Raw genomic sequence first — 17,590 nt, forward strand, 5'->3', positions numbered from 1 at the left:
TAACCTCTATTTAATCCTATCCAATAGTAATTTATTGCCATTTTACCTTATCTTACTTAAGTTTTAAAAATATCTCTTAAAATAATGCAAAAATAATGACATTGTAGTTGAGCAGCTTCCGCAAATAATTATATAATTAACATTCCGATTTTAACCGATCACATCTGGTGATCTTAATAACACGCTTGAGGTTTTCTCGTGCCTGATATGAAGCTTTTTGCTGGTAATGCAACTCCTGAACTGGCAAAACGTATAGCTAATCGTCTTTATACTTCGTTGGGTGATATTGTCGTCGGTCGTTTTAGTGATGGCGAAGTTAACGTTCAAATTAATGAAAATGTACGTGGTGAAGATGTTTTCATTATCCAATCCACCTGTGCACCTACCAATGATAATCTAATGGAATTACTTGTTATGATTGATGCAATGCGTCGAGCATCTGCAGGTCGTATTACAGCGGTTATTCCTTATTTTGGATATGCACGTCAAGATCGTCGCGTACGTTCTGCCCGTGTTCCTATTACAGCAAAAGTTGTCGCTGATTTTTTATCTACTGTTGGTGTTGATAGAGTATTAACGGTAGATTTACATGCTGAACAAATTCAAGGCTTTTTTGATGTTCCTGTTGATAATGTCTTTGGTAGTCCAGTAATTTTAGAAGACATGTTGCAGCGTGATTTTATTAGACCAATTGTTGTATCACCTGATATCGGCGGTGTAGTGCGTGCCCGTGCCATTGCTAAATTATTAAATGATACTGATATGGCAATTATCGATAAACGCCGTCAACGAGCTAATGAAGCTGAAGTCATGAATATTATTGGTGATGTCGCTGACCGTGATTGTATCCTAGTTGACGATATGATTGATACTGCTGGTACTTTATGTAAAGCCGCTGATGCACTAAAAGCTCGTGGTGCAAAACGTGTTTTTTCTTATGCAACTCACCCGATATTTTCAGGGAAAGCGGTACAAAATATTAAAAATTCTAGCATTGATGAAATCGTGGTTTGTGATACTATCCCATTATCAGATGAAGTTAAGGCATTAAAAAATGTTCGTCAATTAACATTATCGGGAATGCTAGCAGAAGCGATTCGTCGTATTAGTAACGAAGAATCTATTTCAGCGATGTTTCATTATTAATTAATGTTTTAAGTTCTTTAATTCGTATTCGCCCCTTATTTGGGGCGTTTTTATTTTAAATTCAGCAAGTATAAAATTATCATGACTACGATTAAACTTATTGTTGGGCTTGCCAATCCAGGCACCGAATATTTTGCAACCAGGCATAATGCTGGCGAATGGTTTGTAGAAAAGCTTTGTTCTCGTTATCATCAGTCTCTTAAAAATGAAGCTAAATTTTTTGGGAAAACAGCGAAACTATCAATTAATGGGCATGAAGTTAAAGTGCTTGTTCCAACTACTTATATGAATTTAAGTGGCAAAGCTGTGCAGGCATTGGCATCTTTTTATCAAATTAAGCCTGAAGAAATTTTAGTCGTCCATGATGAATTAGATCTTAATCCCGGTTTAGCAAAGTTTAAATTTGCAGGTAGCCATGGTGGGCATAATGGATTAAAAGACATTGTCAATAAATTAGGTAATAATTTGAATTTTTACCGTTTACGGATAGGGATCGGGCATCCTGGAGATAAAAACAAAGTCGTGGGTTATGTATTAAATAAACCTAGTCAAAAAGAACAAGAAATGATTGATAACGTAATTAATGAAGCTATTTTATGTACCGACATTTTATTATCGCAAGGAATTGATGTTGCAATGAACCGTTTACATGCGTTCAAAGATTGATAGAACTACACGATACATTTAATAAGATAAATGCGTTTTATTAGGTTTTATTAATAAATTTTGTTAGTAAATAATGACTTAATATAATTTTTATTTATTAAATCAAAATGTTAGCCAAGGAAATTTTATAATGCGTAATGAAGAGCCTGTTTTATTAACGACTGTTTTAACAAATGCACAGACATTATCACAAATTCAAACGGTATCTTCTTCGTTAAATCAATTATCTGTTATCCTTAAAAAAATATTAGCTGCTCCTTTAAATCAACATTGTCATGTTGCTAATTTTCGTGAAGGAGTACTAGTGCTTGAAGTAAGCTCAGCAAATTGGTTAAATTATTTAAAATATGAACAAAGTTATTTGCTTTCTGAGCTGCGTCGTTTGTATATTCCGTCATTATCATCTATTCAATATCGTATTAATCCTGATTTATTGCCTTTGAATGCTTATATTAATGATTCTTTAAAGGAAAATAATAAAAACGCTTCTCGATTATCATTAGAAAGTGGTAAGTTGCTTACAAAATTAGCTGAAAATTCGCCTGATAAACTAAAAAAGCAATTGCTAAAACTGGCTAACCATGCAAAATAGGCAAAGTTAAATCATTAAATCTTGTCATGCAATAATTTTAATTGCGGAAAATTAAGTGTAATGTTATCTAAATAAATGAATGTGTTGTATAGTTAATATTTTACAATTTGTAAATATGAATTTTAATAAAGTAAGGAGATGAAAATGGATAAAGACCTCATAATATATCTTATTATTGGTGTAATTATAGGGTTTATTGTCGGAATAGTGTTTATGACTGTGCTTGGTCCTAAAACGCGTAAATATGCAAGAATTAAACAACAATTAGCCCAAACACAAGAAGAACTCTCAAAACAAAAGCAAATGATTGTTAAACACTTTTCGCATAGTGCCGAAATTTTAGATAATATGGCTCAGGATTTTCGTCGTTTATATCAACATATGGCAGAAAATACGGGTAATTTTCTAAATAGTGATGACCTAAAAAAAATAGATCACTTATCAAGCAATACATTAAATGAATCAGATAAATTTTCATTTGAAAAACAACCAAAAGATTATTCTGACAATCCTTCTGGTTTGTTAAAAACTGATGATCATAAATCTTAATTATTTTACAGTTTTGATTTTTTGATAATAAAACAGTTAATAGAAAAATTAGAGGAATAAGAATAATATGATAATTAAATTTTCGAAAAAGTTAATTGTAATTTGTACATTATGTTTAACATTACAATTATCTTTTTTACCAACCAGCTATGCAGTATTACCTTTTACAAAATCAGATTCCGATGGAGCAACTCTTGCGCCGATGATTGATAAGGTTTTACCTTCGGTTGTTAGTATTACGGTTGAAGGCACGACCCAGTTCCAAAATAATATTCCTGAAGAGTTTCGACCTTTCTTCGGTTTTCCTGATCAACAGTCAAGATCTTTTACGGGTTTAGGTTCAGGTGTGATTATTAATGCTGAAAAAGGCTACGTAGTTACTAACAATCATGTTATTGATAATGCATCAAAAATTACCGTTGCCTTAAATGATGGACATGAATATACCGCTAAATTAATTGGTCGTGATTCACAAAGTGATATCGCACTTTTGAAAATAGATAATGCTAAAAATTTAACAGCTATTGCACTAGCCGATTCAGATAAACTTCGTGTCGGTGATTTTGTTATTGCGATTGGTAATCCATTTGGCATTGGTCAAACAGTTACATCTGGGATTATATCTGCTTTAGCAAGAAATGGACTAAATTCGAATGGTTTTGAAAATTACATTCAAACTGATGCAGCAATTAACCGCGGTAATTCAGGTGGAGCTTTAATTAATCTAAAAGGCGAGTTAGTTGGTATTAATACGGCTATTATTGCACCTAATGGGGGTAATGTTGGTATTGGTTTTGCCATTCCAAGTAATATGGTCGACAGCTTGACGTCACAATTAATTGAATTTGGTGAAGTTAAACGAGGTGTTTTAGGTATTAAAGGTAATGAGTTAACCTCAGATATTGCTAAAGCTTTTGATTTAGACATTCAGAAAGGGGCTTTTGTTAGTGAAGTGTTCGAAGGTTCCTCTGCATTAAAAGCAGGTATCAAAGCCGGCGATATAATTATTTCAATGGATGATAAACCTATTAATAGTTTTGCAGAGTTACGTACTAAAATTGCAACAACTGGCGCGAATAGAACGGTTAAATTAGGTATTATTCGTGATGGTAAACCTTTATCTATTCAAGTCAAATTAACGAATGCTAATGAGACAAGTACCGATGCTAAATCATTGTATCCAGCATTAGATGGAGCATCTTTCACAAATAGTGAAGTGAAAGGCAAAAAAGGTGTCTTAATTAATTCAATTGAAAAAAATTCACCGGCTTCTTATATGGCTTTAAAGAAAGGTGATCTTATCATAGGTGTTAATAAAACCCGCGTCGAAAATATTGCTGACTTACGTAAAATTATCGAAAGCCATCCTTCAGTGATTGCATTAAATATTTTACGGGGTGATACACAAATTTTCATAATTATTCGCTAATTTTTTATTTCTCATTTCCGTTATTTTCATGTTTTGAAAATAACGGAAGATAAGATATTTTCTTAACTTGCCCATTATTTAACTTATGTTAAACTTTTTGATAACTTGATTTTACTCGTTGATATTAAATGATTAAAAAATTATTATTCCCGATATTCATTGGTGTATTGCTTGCTATTGTATTATTAATTGTTTTTCCTTCTTTACGAAATAATAATCAGTTAAATTTTTTATCTTCTATTTTTAATGATAAACCGTTAAGTTATGCGAATGCAGTAAAACTTGCTGCACCGGCCGTTGTAAATATTTATAGTCGTTCATCGCAATCTAATATTAAAAATCACGAAAATAATTCAATTACGCCGCTCGGCTCAGGCGTTATTATGAGTAAACAGGGATATATCTTAACCAATTACCACGTTGTTGATGGCGCCGACAGCATTATTGTTGCTTTACAAGATGGACGAATTTACGAAGCTTTATCGGTGGGTTTAGATAAGATAGTTGATTTAGCTGTATTAAAAATTGATGCGGTTAATATTCCGATTATTCCTATTAATTCAAATCGTGAGCCACAAATTGGTGATGTCGTTTTAGCGATAGGTAATCCTTACAATATTGGTCAAACAATAACGCAAGGTATTATTAGTGCAACTGGACGTGATGGTTTAAGCCCTTATCGGCGGCAAAATTTTATTCAAACGGATGCATCAATTAATCATGGTAATTCTGGCGGTGCTTTGGTGAATACTAATGGTGAATTGATTGGGATTAATACATTAACTTTTTCTAAAAATGTTGGCAATGATATTCCTGAAGGGATTGGATTTGCAATCCCCACTTCGCTTGCTGTAAAAATTATGGGTAAATTGATAGAAAATGGGAAAATCATTCGCGGATATATAGGAATAGATGGATTTGAGTTTACCCCTTCGCAAAGTCGAAGTGATTTACCATCGGTAGTAGGAGTTCTAGTCACGAATACTGAAGGTCCTGCTTTAAAAGCGGGTATTTTAACAAATGATATTTTAATCGAAGTTAATCATGAACGCGTAAAATCTATTGTTGAAACCATGGATCAAATTGCTGAAATAACGCCAGGTACGGTAATTCCTATTACTGTACTACGTAATGGTGAAAAAATTAATCTGAATGTGACGATTGAACAGCTACCTATCTAGCCAATAATCGATAAAATTTTCAATTACGATTTGCTAAATGAAAGGCTATGATAATATCTTGATTATAAATAGTCGTGAGCGTATAATCTCACACCTTAAATCCTGTTTTTTAACACTCGTATGGTGTATAAGTTTTGTTATTAGACCACTTATATAGCGATACGAACAATCAATTGAGGCTTATTATGAAAGAAGGTATTCATCCAGAATATGTTGCTATTACTGCTACTTGCTCATGTGGTAATGTTATCAAAACTCACTCAACAGTAGGTCATGATATTCATCTTGACGTATGTGGTGAATGTCACCCATTTTATACTGGTAAACAACGTGATGTTGCAACAGGTGGGCGTGTTGATAAATTCAAACAACGTTTCGCTATGGTTGGCGGTAAAAAGTAATTTTTATCATGACTCAAACAAAAGGCGCTTTTTAAGCGCCTTTTGTTTATCAGTTAATTAAACGTATAGATTTATTTAGTATAATCTTTATATGTTTTTTTATGATATGGCTCTTAGCCAATTCATTGGCAATAAATATTATTCATCATCAATTAAATTCGGATCGATCCCTAAGCTTTCCATAATTGCTTTAACTTGCTTTGGAATACCATCTTCTTGTTCTTTAGAAAGATCATCATCAACCGGTAATGGTTGACCTGTATAGGCATGTAAAAAAGCTTCACAGAGTAATTCGCTATTTGTCGCATGTCTTAGATTATTGACTTGGCGACGAGTTCTTTCATCCGTTAAAATTTTTAACACTTTTAAAGGAATTGAAACTGTAATTTTCTTAACTTGTTCACTTTTCTTGCCATGTTCAGCATAGGGACTTATATAATTACCATTCCATTCCATAATTTCGCTACCGATATATCATTACACCAAATAAGGATAATTTTAGCTTTTTTTTTATTTTGCTGCAATCTATACACCAAGATCTTTAGACTTCCGGACATATTGACGGCTACTTTAATTATGCTATGCTTGATTGATAATTAAAGCAATTAATTAAATCGTTAAACCGATCGGTATAGGAAAGTATACAATGACAAATTCAATTAATAATCAACCTCAATCTATAAGCCAAAGCACTATTGCGGTACGCGGTGGTATTAATAGTGACGAACAATATGGCAGTGTCGTACCCGCTATAACGCCTTCAACGTGTTTTCGCTATCAAGAATTTGCTAAACCAAGGCAATATGATTATGGTCGCAAAGCCAATCCAAGTCGTCATCTGGTTGAAGAAACCATTAGTCAACTAGAAGGTGGCGCGCAATCTATTTTAACGAATTGCGGTATGTCAGCTATACATTTAATTTGTGTTGCCTTATTAACAAGTAATGATCTTATTGTTGCACCTCATGATTGTTATGGAGGTAGTTATCGTCTTTTTAAAAGTTTAAGTGAACGAGGGCATTTTAAAGTCGAATTTGTTGATGAGTCAGATCCTATTGCCTTGCAAAAAGCGTTAGCTTTAAAACCGAAATTAGTTCTAATTGAGACGCCAAATAACCCATTATTACGTGTAATTGATATAAAATCTATCGCAAACCAGGCACATGAAGTTGGTGCGCAAGTATTAGTTGATAATACCTTTATGACGCCTATTTTACAAAAACCGTTAGAATTAGGGGCTGATATCGTTACTCATTCATGCACTAAATTTTTAAATGGACATTCTGATTTATTAGCCGGCATTTTGGTATTTAAAGATGCAAAACTTGCGCAAGATGTCTTATGGTGGGCAAATAATATCGGTACGTTAACGTCTTCATTTGATAGCTATTTATTATTACGTGGCTTACGAACTTTATCGGCTCGAGTGCTATTACAGCAACAAAATGCTTTAAAAGTAGTCGACTTTTTAACTAATCATCCAAAAGTTAATAAAGTGTTTCATCCCTCATTAACCAGTAATGCTGGGCATGATATTGCCGTTAAGCAACAAAAAGGATTTGGCTCTTTACTTAGTTTTGAATTAAAAGGTGGGGACACCTCTTTAGTTAAATTTTTACAAGCTTTATCCATTTTCACGCTAGCGCAATCATTAGGGGGGGTTGAAAGTTTAATTTGCCACCCAGCGACAATGACACATTCAGGTATTAGTGCAGAGGCTCGTAAAACAGCGGGAATTTCCGATCTATTATTACGTATTTCAGTTGGACTTGAAGATATTAATGATCTGATTGCTGATTTAGAATATGCGCTTGGGCAAATTTAACTAATATTGATATCATTAATTCTTATAAATGGGATAAATTAAAGACAAAAAAAGACCCAATAACCAGGTTATTGGGCAAAAATAAGGAATAGAAAAACAATGAAACAAATACATTGTGCGAGTATTATGCACTTTTTCAGACAGAAAGTATGTAAGAGAACAATAATTATTTTCCAAATTGTCCGTATTTATTTCGTTAAATATACGTAATGGAGTTTATTGTTTTAATTGTTAATTGAGAAAAATTTCTAGCAAAGAGTTCAAAAATAATTTGCCACGCTGTGTTATTTGCCATGTATTTTTAGTTTCTGTCACGTAACCTTTATTAATTGCTATTTGCATCTGTTTTTCTATATGGCTTAAAGGCAAAAAAGTTCTTGTCATAAATTCTGTTTTTTGAACTGATTCAAATAATCTAAATCTATTCATAAAATATTCAAACGGTAAATCTTCTTTATTTACTTGATACGTTTTTTCTAAATAACGTCCGGCTAAATATCCTTTTGGATGCTTTGTTTTAATCGTTCTAATAATACGCCCGTCAGCTTGTGTTAATTTTCCATGAGCACCACAGCCAATACCAAGATAATCACCAAAACGCCAATAATTAAGATTATGTTGACACTGATATCCCTCAAGACTATAAGCAGATGTTTCATATTGTATATAGCCATTATCTTGCAGTAATTTATCGCCTTGCTCATAGATATCCCATAAATGATCTTCATCAGGCAACTGGGGTGGTTTTGAACCAAATAAGGTATTAGGTTCAATCGTTAATTGATACCAAGATAAATGTGGGGGTTTAAGAGTCATTGCAGTATTGAGATCGTATAGCGCATCATTTACGTTTTGGTTGGGTAAACCATGCATTAAATCTATATTAAAACTTTTCAAATTTGTTTGATGTGCAATTTTTATGGCATCGATGGCTTCTTGCTCATTATGTATTCGACCTAATTTGAGAAGTTTTTCAGTTTGAAAACTTTGTACTCCAATTGATATACGGTTAATACCAGCTTGCTTATAACCATTAAAATGACCCACGTCGACCGAATTTGGATTTGCCTCTAGCGTTATTTCTGCGTTTTTAGCGACAGGAATTAACAGTCTAATTTGTTCAAATAAATGATTAATTAATTCGGCTGAAAAAAGGCTGGGTGTTCCGCCTCCTACAAAAATAGTTTGAATTTCACGATTTTGGCTAAAAGGTAAATCTGCTTTAAGATCATGAATTAAATGTTCAATATAGGCACTATAATTGGGCTGTTCTTTTATTGTATGAGAATTAAAATCACAATATGGACATTTTTGTATACACCACGGCATATGGATATATAAACTAAGTGGTATAGTCGAAGATAACATGGCATTTCCAAATGCAAGAATAAACAATAATAGAGAGTTATATCATTATAATTAATGTTAAGAATAATAAAGGGAATGAAAATCATTCCCTAACAAATTCTTAATTAAGCTGCTGCCCAAAAGCCAACAACGTTAACTTTATCTTGTTGTAAAATAGCACGAATAGGCATTTCATTTTTATCTGTACCTTGTTTAGCTTTGGCTAATACTGTTTTTTTCCCTTCGCCAACTAAATGAAGATAAATATGTTGGCTATTTAAAATCACGGGTAAAGTTAAAGTAATGCGATCTAATGGTGCGGTGAGCGGCGTCATGCCTATGACTGTTTTACCAGAATGCATATCTAAACCTAAAGCTAAATTTTCGGCTCCAGGAAATAACGATGCTGTATGCCCATCTTCACCCATTCCTAAGATAAGAACATCAAAAGGCATTGGTATTTGTGTTAATTTTTCTTGTGTCTTTACTGCGCCATCGAAAGGATTATCACAGCTATTTTTAAGACCAATAAATTGAGCTTTTTTTGCGTTATTTTGTAATAAATAGGTGAGAACAAGTTTTTCATTACTGGCATCATTATCAACATCAACCCACCTATCATCCACTAATGTAATAAACACGTGTTCCCATGGTAAATCTTGTTGACTTAATAATTTAAATAAAGGAATTGGCGTTTTGCCTCCTGATACGGCAAGAGATGCAGTCCCTTTTGTTTTAATTGCCGCCTCTAAATCTTTAGCAATAGTTTGCGCGAGATTTTCATTTAAGGCTTCGCTATTATCATATTCATTTAGGGTAAACATATTAATATCCTCTATTCAAATTCATTCCACGAACGGCCATCTTTTGTTATTAAAGCCACTGATGCAACAGGTCCCCATGTTCCAGCTTGGTAAGGTTTTGCTGATTCTTTATCGTTTTCCCATGCATTTATAATCGAATCTACCCAATTCCAAGCGGCTTCGACTTCATCACGATGAACAAATAATGCTTGTCTACCACGCATAACTTCAAGTAATAAGCGTTCATAAGCATCGGCGATATGCTGATGAAAGGTTTCACTGAAACTTAAATCAAGTTGTGTGGTTTGTAAATTATGATTACTTTCAAGCCCAGGGACTTTATTTAAAATATCAATACTGATCCCTTCGTCAGGTTGAAGACGAATTGTTAATTTATTTTGTGGTAGTTCTGGGTATGATTCTTTAAATAAATTTAATGGTGGTGTTTTAAAATAAACAACAACTTCCGAGCATTTACTTGGTAAACGTTTACCGGTGCGTAAGTAAAATGGTACGCCAGCCCATCGCCAATTATCAATATCAACACGTAAAGCAACAAAAGTTTCGGTATTACTTTCTTTATTAGCGCCATCTTCTTCGAGATAACCAGGCACATTCACCCCATTGACAAAGCCAGATGTATATTGACCGCGTACTGTTTTTTCCCGAACATTAGTATTCGTAATAGGTCTTAAGGCATTAAGTACAGCGATTTTTTCGTTGCGGATGCTGTCATCATCTAGACTTGAAGGCGGGGACATCGCAATCATAGTTAAGATTTGTAATAAGTGATTTTGTACCATATCACGCATTTGACCTGCTTTATCAAAATATCCCCAGCGTCCTTCAATACCAACTTGCTCAGCAATAGTAATTTGAACGTGATCGATTGAATTTCTATCCCATACCGATGTAAAAAAAGTATTAGCAAAACGAAGCGCTAATAAGTTAAGTACCGTTTCTTTACCTAGATAATGGTCAATACGATAAACTTGAGATTCGCTAAAATATTCGGCAACTGAATCATTAATTTCTTGTGAGGATTTTAAATCGGTTCCAAGTGGTTTTTCCATCACAATACGATTTTGAGGTTTATTTAATCCAGCACTGGCAAGACCTTTACAGATCATACCAAAAGTTCCTGGGTGCATCGCGAAATAAAAAATAGCCGGTTGATTTGGATTTAAACGATTTTTGAGCCCTTCAAAACCCGCGGTATCATTAACATCAAGTTTTTGGAAACCAAGACGATTTTTAAACCGTTGCCAGATATTTTCATCAATAGGATCAGACATAAATGTTGTTAGTGCTTCTTTTGCAACTTGCTGATATTCAGTGTTGTCCCAATCAGCGCGTCCAACACCTAAAATTTTTGTGCCGTCAGGCAATTTGCCATATTTTTCTAATTGATAAAGTGACGGTAATAATTTTCGTCTTGTTAGATCTCCTTTGGCACCAAAAATCACCAAATCACAGGCAGGAACATCAAACATGGTATTCTCCTACATATTATAAATAATTGACTTTATTATGCACTATTATGATAGTTTTGATTTAAAAAATAACGTGTCTCAATATAAAAATCCAATTAGTTATATATATTTTATTAATCGCTATTTATAACGTTTTATCCTAATTGGTTTTATCTTAATTAATTGTAATGAGATTATAATAAAATGCCAATTAGATAAATGATCTTTTATTTATTATTTTTGATGAGAATATATAATCACAGTTTATTAAAATTGGTTTCAATTAACTCATTATTCAAACTATTATAAAAAATAAAAGGTCACCAAATGGCGACCTTTTATTATAAAATATTGTGTTTCACACAACTTTTGCAAAATTAGGCGCGGATGAAATCCATATGAACTAATTTTGGTTTAAATGCATGGCGTTGCACTGCTTGAATTTTAGCTTTTACAGGTTTACCGTCAACCTCAATAGTTAAAACTTCAGAGTAGAACTCTGGTTTGTCTTGCATATTAAATACTTGGTTGTGATCAAGAACAACTGCAACAGCAGGTGCATCACCACCATAGATAATTGCTGGGAATTTGCCAGCTGAACGAAGGCGGCGGCTCGCACCCTTACCATGTTCTTTACGTGTTTCTGCTTTAATTGTAAACATATTTCAATTCTCTTAGTAATAAGTAAAAACCAAATACAGGCGACCCAGTAATTGGCTATAAATAGGTGCTTTAAAAGCGTTGGAATTATAGAACTTTCAGCTTATAAAGGCAAATGAATATTTATTAAATGACTTGTTTGTGCAAGATTTATTAGTACAGTCGAAGTTGATATAAAGTAACTGAAAATTAGGATTAAGCGATTTATGAACGATGCATAATAAAAATCGATAAATGGCTAAAATCAATATTGAACGAATAAGTTGATGGATCGTTATATCCATCAACTTATTCGATAAGATTGCCAACAAACCATATATCGGTTTGTTGGCTTAAAAGTTCGAAAATTGCACTTTCTTTTAAAATAAATGCAGGCATTAATTTTAAATAAATTGATGAGTTTGCATTTGATTATAATATTGTTCAATTTGTTGAATAACAGGCAAGGTTTCTTCAAGACCCGAGATGTTACAAAATGCAGATTTAATGCCTTTTTCATGAATTAAATTCGCTAATTGGATCGCTTGATCATCGTTATCATTTCGATAATTTAATGCAGCGGCTATCCCTTTGATAAGGTTCTCATGATCCAAATGATATTCAAAAGTACCCAATAAAGGTTTCACTAAACGATCATTGACACCTAATTTACGAATAGGTTGACGCCCCACTCGAGCAGTATCATCATGTAAATGCGGATTTTCAAACCGTGTTAGAATTTTCTCGATATAAGCTTTGTGTTTTTGCTCATCAAAACCATAACGCTTAATTAATACTTGTCCACTTTCTTCCATTGCACCACGAACAATATATCGAATACGTTCATCTAAAATGGCATTTCGAATAGTTTCGATACCGTAATAAAAGCCTAAATAGGCGGTAATGGCATGACCCGTATTTAGGGTAAATAGTTTACGTTCGACAAATGCCATAAGATTATCAACTGGCTCCATACCGGCAATTTGCAAAATAGGACCAACAAATTGTGTTTTATCAACAATCCATTCACTGAAAGTTTCAACGGTAACTTCAAGAATATCACCATTTTTTGAAATGGCAGGTGGTACAATACGGTCAACTGCCGAATCAACAAATCCAATATGTTTATTTATCCATGAATGTAAAGATTCGGGGATATCTTTCATGATTTCTTGTTTAAAGAAACTTGTTCCACGTACCATATTTTCACAGGCGATAATATTAAGTGGTTGTTGATTACCTTGCTGATGACGTTCAATGAGTCCTTTAGCAACTGTTGGCGCTATTCGTGTAAGAATTTGAGGACCAACTGCGGTTGTCAGTAAATCGACTTTCGCGATAAGCTTAATAACCTCATCTGAGGTACTATTAACTGCGTCAACATTATTAACAATCTCGGTAGTGGATATTTCACCAACGACATTAACGGGAAATTGATGACGTTTTTTAATTTCATCAATTACTTGTTGATTAACATCGGCAAAAGTGACATGGATTTTTGCATCAGATAATAATTTACCAATAAACCCCCGCCCTATATTGCCGGCGCCAAAATGTAATGCTTGCATATTAAACCTTTTTCCTTAACCAAGTATATTGAGAACAGTGTCAATTTGATTGGTTGTTGTCAATTTTTGAATAATTCCTTCTTGATCTAAAGCTGTCGTTAATTTAGCAATAACATCAAGATGTTCATCATTACGAGCGGCAATACCGATAACTATTTTTGCTTTATCATCGATCTCATCACCCCATTTTACACCAGCAGGGTATTGACAAAATACAATACCAGTTTTGATAACATTTTCTTTGGCATCTAGTGTACCATGAGGTGCCGCTATGTTTTCACCTAAATAAGTTGATGTTAATGTTTCGCGATCAAGCATCGCTTCAATATAAGCTGTTTTGACATAGCCATTATCAACTAATTTTTGTCCGACAAAACGGATAGCTTCTTCTTTATTTTTCGCATTTAATCCTAAGAAAATATTATCTTCTGTTAATTTAAAGAGTGATTTGGTATCAGAAGATGTTTTAAATTGAGTAAGCTCCCTATTTGACGCTGTCTTTTTTGCGGCAACTAAATTACTGACTAATTCATTATATACTTGGTTATCTAAAAAATTACTTAATGATATATGATATGCAGTAGGAGCAAATTGGTTGGCTCGCTCAGTGAGATCTTTATGAGTAATAACAATATCGGCATCTGGTGGGATATTATTAATAGCAGTATTGGTCACCAAAATATCTAATTTAGCTTCTAGCACTTTTTTGCGTAAAACACCTGCACCCATCGCACTTGAGCCCATACCTGCATCACAAGCGACAATAATTTTTCTTACTTTTGCATAATCAACCGTATTATTTATCCCTTTGGCTTGATTTTTCATTGCAGTTACATTGGCTTTAGCATCATCGAAACTGACAGTACTGTCTTTAGTTGTTTTTAATAATATTGCTGATAATAAAAATGAGACAATTGTTGCCGCAATAACTGATACTGTAATGCCTAAATAAGAGCCTTTCGCCATACTCATAATTGCAAAAATTGACCCTGGTGAAGCGGGAGCTGTTAAACCGGCATCAAATAAAGTTAACGTAAAAATACCTGTCATACCACTTAAAATAAGCGCAATTATTAACCGTGGATTCATTAATACATAAGGAAAATAAATTTCATGGATCCCACCAAAGAAATGAATAATAGCGGCACCACCTGCTGAGCCCTTAGCTGCACCTTTACCGAAGAACATGTAAGCTAATAATAAACCCAAACCAGGACCAGGATTTGCTTCAAGCATAAATACGATGGATTTACCGAATTTAGCCGCATCATCAGCACCAATTGGAGTGAAGACACCATGATTAATGGCGTTATTTAAAAATAAAACCTTAGCGGGTTCAATAATAATTGACGTTAAAGGTAATAAACTGTGATTTATTAGGAATGCAACACCAGCGGCTAATGCTTCAGACCCAAATATTACACAAGGACCAATAATTAAATAAGAAAGAAGCGCTAACAGCATGCCAATAATGCCAGCAGAAAAATTATTTACTAACATTTCAAAGCCGCTTTTTATTTTACCTTCTACCGATTTATCGAATAATTTAATACATAAACCGCCTAGAGGGCCTGCGATCATTGCACCAAGAAACATTGGAATTGAGGCACCAACTATCATTCCCATCGTATTAATTGCCCCAACAACGCCACCACGATCACCATATACTAATTTACCGCCTGTAAAACCAATTAATAAAGGGAGTAAATAAGTGATCATCGGATTGATAAAGGCTGTTGCAATATCTTTGTTTGGAAACCAGCCACCAGCACTTGGATCATTTTCATTATATAAGAAAATAGCGGTAATAAAGCCCCAAGCAATAAATGCACCAATATTCGGCATTACCATATTGCTTAAAAAACGTCCAAAGTTTTGTACTTTTAATTTTATATTCAAATCGCTCATCATTACTCCTTTATTGATTGATCTAATTATAATTCCTATATTGTATAGGGATTTATTATTCATAATCATTAAAGATAATTCATAAATGTGATTGAAATCACAGTATATTGATTATTCTTAACGTTAATTTTGTGCGATAAATCACATTTTAGTGAGAAGGGTGATGAGATGAGATAAAAAAATCGCTACTTAAATTAAGTAGCGATTAAATTAAGAAGAACGAATAAATTATTCTACTGTTACTGATTTAGCCAAATTACGCGGTTGATCTACATCTGTTCCTTTGATTAAGGCGACGTGATACGCTAATAATTGCGTTGGCACTGTGTAATAGATAGGCGCTGTAATTTCTTCGATATGTGGCAGATTAATCACATGCATAGTATCGTCACTAGTAAAACCGGCATCTTCAGGTGCAAAAACGTATAACTGACCGCCTCTTGCACGAACTTCTTCAATATTAGATTTTAATTTTTCTAACATTTCATTATTCGGTGCCATGACAATAACAGGCATATCTGAATCTATAAGTGCTAAAGGTCCGTGTTTTAATTCACCTGCTGCATAAGCTTCGGCATGAATATACGAAATTTCTTTTAATTTTAATGCAGCTTCCATTGCAATTGGATATTCATCACCACGACCTAAAAATAATGCATGATGCTTATTAACAAATTCTCTCGCTAATTTTTTAATTTGCGGCTCAGTCATTAAGACTTGTTCAATACGATTTGGTAACGTTTGTAATGCGTGCATAATCGATTGTTCAGTCAATTCAGACATATCAGTATATTGACCTAATTTTGCGACTAATAACAGTAATGCTGTTAATTGGGTTGTAAAAGCTTTTGTTGAGGCAACGCCAATTTCAACACCTGCTTTAGTTAGTAAAACGTGATCTGCTTCGCGAACTAACGTTGAGGCTGCGACATTACAAATAGCTAAAGTCGTTAAATAATTATTTTCTTTTGCCAATCTAAGCGCGGCAAGTGTATCGGCAGTTTCGCCTGATTGTGATAAGGTAATAAATAAGCTGTTTTTACGTCGCGCTGGTTTACGATAACGAAATTCAGAGGCAATTTCGACATCACAAGGAATTCCGGCTAAAGCTTCAAACCAATAACGTGCAACCATTCCTGCATTATAGGCTGTTCCACAGGCAACAATTTGAATATGTTCAACTTGTTTTAATACTTCTTCAGCATTATCACCAAGTTCCGATAAATCTACTTTGCCATGTGTCATACGACCTTCTAAAGTATTTTTAATGGCTATAGGCTGTTCGTAGATTTCTTTTTGCATATAATGACTATAACCTGCTTTACTTCCAGCATCATATTTTGCATCGGATTCAATACAAGGTCTGCTGACTTCATTAAAATCTTTGTCGATAATAGAAACAGTGCGATGAGTAATTAATGCAATATCACCTTCTTCTAAAAAGATAAATTGACGCGTGATAGGTAATAAAGCTAATTGATCTGACGCAATAAAGTTTTCACCTACACCGCAACCAATTACTAAAGGACTACCTGAACGAGCAGCAACTAAAATTCCTGGATTACGGGTATCCATAATTACCGTACCATAAGCGCCACGTAATTGTGGAATTGCCTTTTTAACGGCTTCAAATAATGAGCAATTATCTGTTGCAATAATGTCATGTACAAGGTGTGCGATAACTTCGGTATCAGTTTCTGAACGGAATTGATATCCTTTAGCAATTAATTGTTGTCGTAAAGGTTCGAAGTTTTCAATAATACCATTATGAACAACGGCAATAAAACCAGAAACATGTGGGTGAGCATTTTGTTCTGATGGCTCACCATGAGTTGCCCAGCGAGTATGAGCAATACCTGTTGTCCCTTTTAATGGGTTTTCTTCAACAGCATCTTTAAGCGCTTGTACTTTACCTACTCGACGAGTGCGATTGAGTTCACCTTCAGGTGATATGATAGCAAGACCTGCTGAATCGTAACCTCGATATTCAAGTCGTTTTAGACCTTCTAATAAAATTTCTGCGACATCGCGTTTGGCAATGGCACCAACAATTCCACACATAAT

Annotated in this window: 16 protein-coding genes; 8 read left to right on the forward strand and 8 right to left on the reverse strand. The window is 33.9% G+C overall.

Annotated features, from left to right (window positions below):
- The first annotated feature begins 198 nt into the window (after nt 1-198).
- The 7 genes from ACSYSW_RS03205 (at nt 199) to rpmE (ending at nt 5,964) form a co-directional block, all read left to right on the forward strand.
- Complete coding sequence (locus ACSYSW_RS03205; RefSeq protein WP_491704728.1) at nt 199-1,146, forward strand: ribose-phosphate pyrophosphokinase; 948 nt, start codon at nt 199-201, stop codon at nt 1,144-1,146.
- Between the two features lie 81 nt (nt 1,147-1,227).
- Nucleotides 1,228-1,812, forward strand: coding sequence for an aminoacyl-tRNA hydrolase (gene pth / locus ACSYSW_RS03210; RefSeq protein ID WP_491704727.1), 585 nt, complete (start codon nt 1,228-1,230; stop codon nt 1,810-1,812).
- Nucleotides 1,813-1,942: 130 nt separating this feature from the next.
- On the forward strand, nt 1,943-2,404 hold the full coding sequence (locus tag ACSYSW_RS03215) for a DUF721 domain-containing protein (RefSeq protein ID WP_491704726.1): 462 nt from the start codon (nt 1,943-1,945) through the stop codon (nt 2,402-2,404).
- Between the two features lie 144 nt (nt 2,405-2,548).
- Nucleotides 2,549-2,953, forward strand: coding sequence for a Z-ring associated ZapG family protein (locus tag ACSYSW_RS03220; protein WP_491704725.1), 405 nt, complete (start codon nt 2,549-2,551; stop codon nt 2,951-2,953).
- Between the two features lie 73 nt (nt 2,954-3,026).
- A complete protein-coding gene (locus ACSYSW_RS03225; RefSeq protein WP_491706105.1) occupies nt 3,027-4,382 on the forward strand; it encodes a Do family serine endopeptidase in 1,356 nt (451 codons plus the stop codon).
- 128 nt (nt 4,383-4,510) lie between these two features.
- The gene (degS, locus tag ACSYSW_RS03230) at nt 4,511-5,563 is read left to right on the forward strand and encodes an outer membrane-stress sensor serine endopeptidase DegS (RefSeq protein ID WP_491704724.1); all 1,053 of its coding nucleotides are present in this window, start codon (nt 4,511-4,513) and stop codon (nt 5,561-5,563) included.
- A 185-nt stretch (nt 5,564-5,748) separates the two neighbouring features.
- On the forward strand, nt 5,749-5,964 hold the full coding sequence (rpmE, locus tag ACSYSW_RS03235) for a 50S ribosomal protein L31 (protein WP_491704723.1): 216 nt from the start codon (nt 5,749-5,751) through the stop codon (nt 5,962-5,964).
- Nucleotides 5,965-6,102: 138 nt separating this feature from the next.
- Here rpmE and metJ read toward each other — a convergent pair whose 3' ends face one another.
- Entirely contained in the window at nt 6,103-6,423 is a 321-nt protein-coding gene (metJ, locus tag ACSYSW_RS03240; protein ID WP_491706104.1) for a met regulon transcriptional regulator MetJ, read from the reverse strand.
- A gap of 187 nt (nt 6,424-6,610) precedes the next feature.
- On the opposite strand from metJ, the gene metB reads away from it, so the two are divergent.
- Complete coding sequence (metB, locus tag ACSYSW_RS03245; protein ID WP_491704722.1) at nt 6,611-7,789, forward strand: cystathionine gamma-synthase; 1,179 nt, start codon at nt 6,611-6,613, stop codon at nt 7,787-7,789.
- 231 nt (nt 7,790-8,020) lie between these two features.
- On the opposite strand, the gene hemW is transcribed toward metB, so the two are convergent.
- The 7 genes from hemW to glmS form a co-directional block, all read right to left on the reverse strand.
- On the reverse strand, nt 8,021-9,157 hold the full coding sequence (gene hemW, locus ACSYSW_RS03250) for a radical SAM family heme chaperone HemW (protein WP_491704721.1): 1,137 nt from the start codon (nt 9,155-9,157) through the stop codon (nt 8,021-8,023).
- A 104-nt stretch (nt 9,158-9,261) separates the two neighbouring features.
- Nucleotides 9,262-9,960 carry a 6-phosphogluconolactonase gene (gene pgl, locus ACSYSW_RS03255; protein WP_491706288.1) on the reverse strand — a complete coding sequence of 233 codons (699 nt, stop codon included), beginning with the start codon at nt 9,958-9,960 and terminating at the stop codon, nt 9,262-9,264.
- Between the two features lie 11 nt (nt 9,961-9,971).
- Nucleotides 9,972-11,432 (reverse strand): glucose-6-phosphate dehydrogenase, encoded by a 1,461-nt coding sequence (gene zwf / locus ACSYSW_RS03260; RefSeq protein WP_491706289.1) that lies wholly within the window; start codon nt 11,430-11,432, stop codon nt 9,972-9,974.
- Nucleotides 11,433-11,788: 356 nt separating this feature from the next.
- Nucleotides 11,789-12,073, reverse strand: a complete 285-nt coding sequence (rplY, locus tag ACSYSW_RS03265; RefSeq protein WP_491704718.1) for a 50S ribosomal protein L25 — start codon at nt 12,071-12,073, stop codon at nt 11,789-11,791.
- A 381-nt stretch (nt 12,074-12,454) separates the two neighbouring features.
- Nucleotides 12,455-13,618: a mannitol-1-phosphate 5-dehydrogenase gene (locus ACSYSW_RS03270; RefSeq protein WP_491706290.1), complete on the reverse strand. Its 1,164-nt coding sequence runs from the start codon at nt 13,616-13,618 to the stop codon at nt 12,455-12,457.
- Between the two features lie 15 nt (nt 13,619-13,633).
- On the reverse strand, nt 13,634-15,526 hold the full coding sequence (locus ACSYSW_RS03275; protein WP_491706291.1) for a PTS mannitol transporter subunit IICBA: 1,893 nt from the start codon (nt 15,524-15,526) through the stop codon (nt 13,634-13,636).
- A 228-nt stretch (nt 15,527-15,754) separates the two neighbouring features.
- Nucleotides 15,755-17,587: a glutamine--fructose-6-phosphate transaminase (isomerizing) gene (glmS, locus tag ACSYSW_RS03280; protein ID WP_491706292.1), complete on the reverse strand. Its 1,833-nt coding sequence runs from the start codon at nt 17,585-17,587 to the stop codon at nt 15,755-15,757.
- Nucleotides 17,588-17,590: the final 3 nt, after the last annotated feature.

The sequence above is a fragment of the Gilliamella sp. ESL1225 genome, assembly GCF_058502635.1.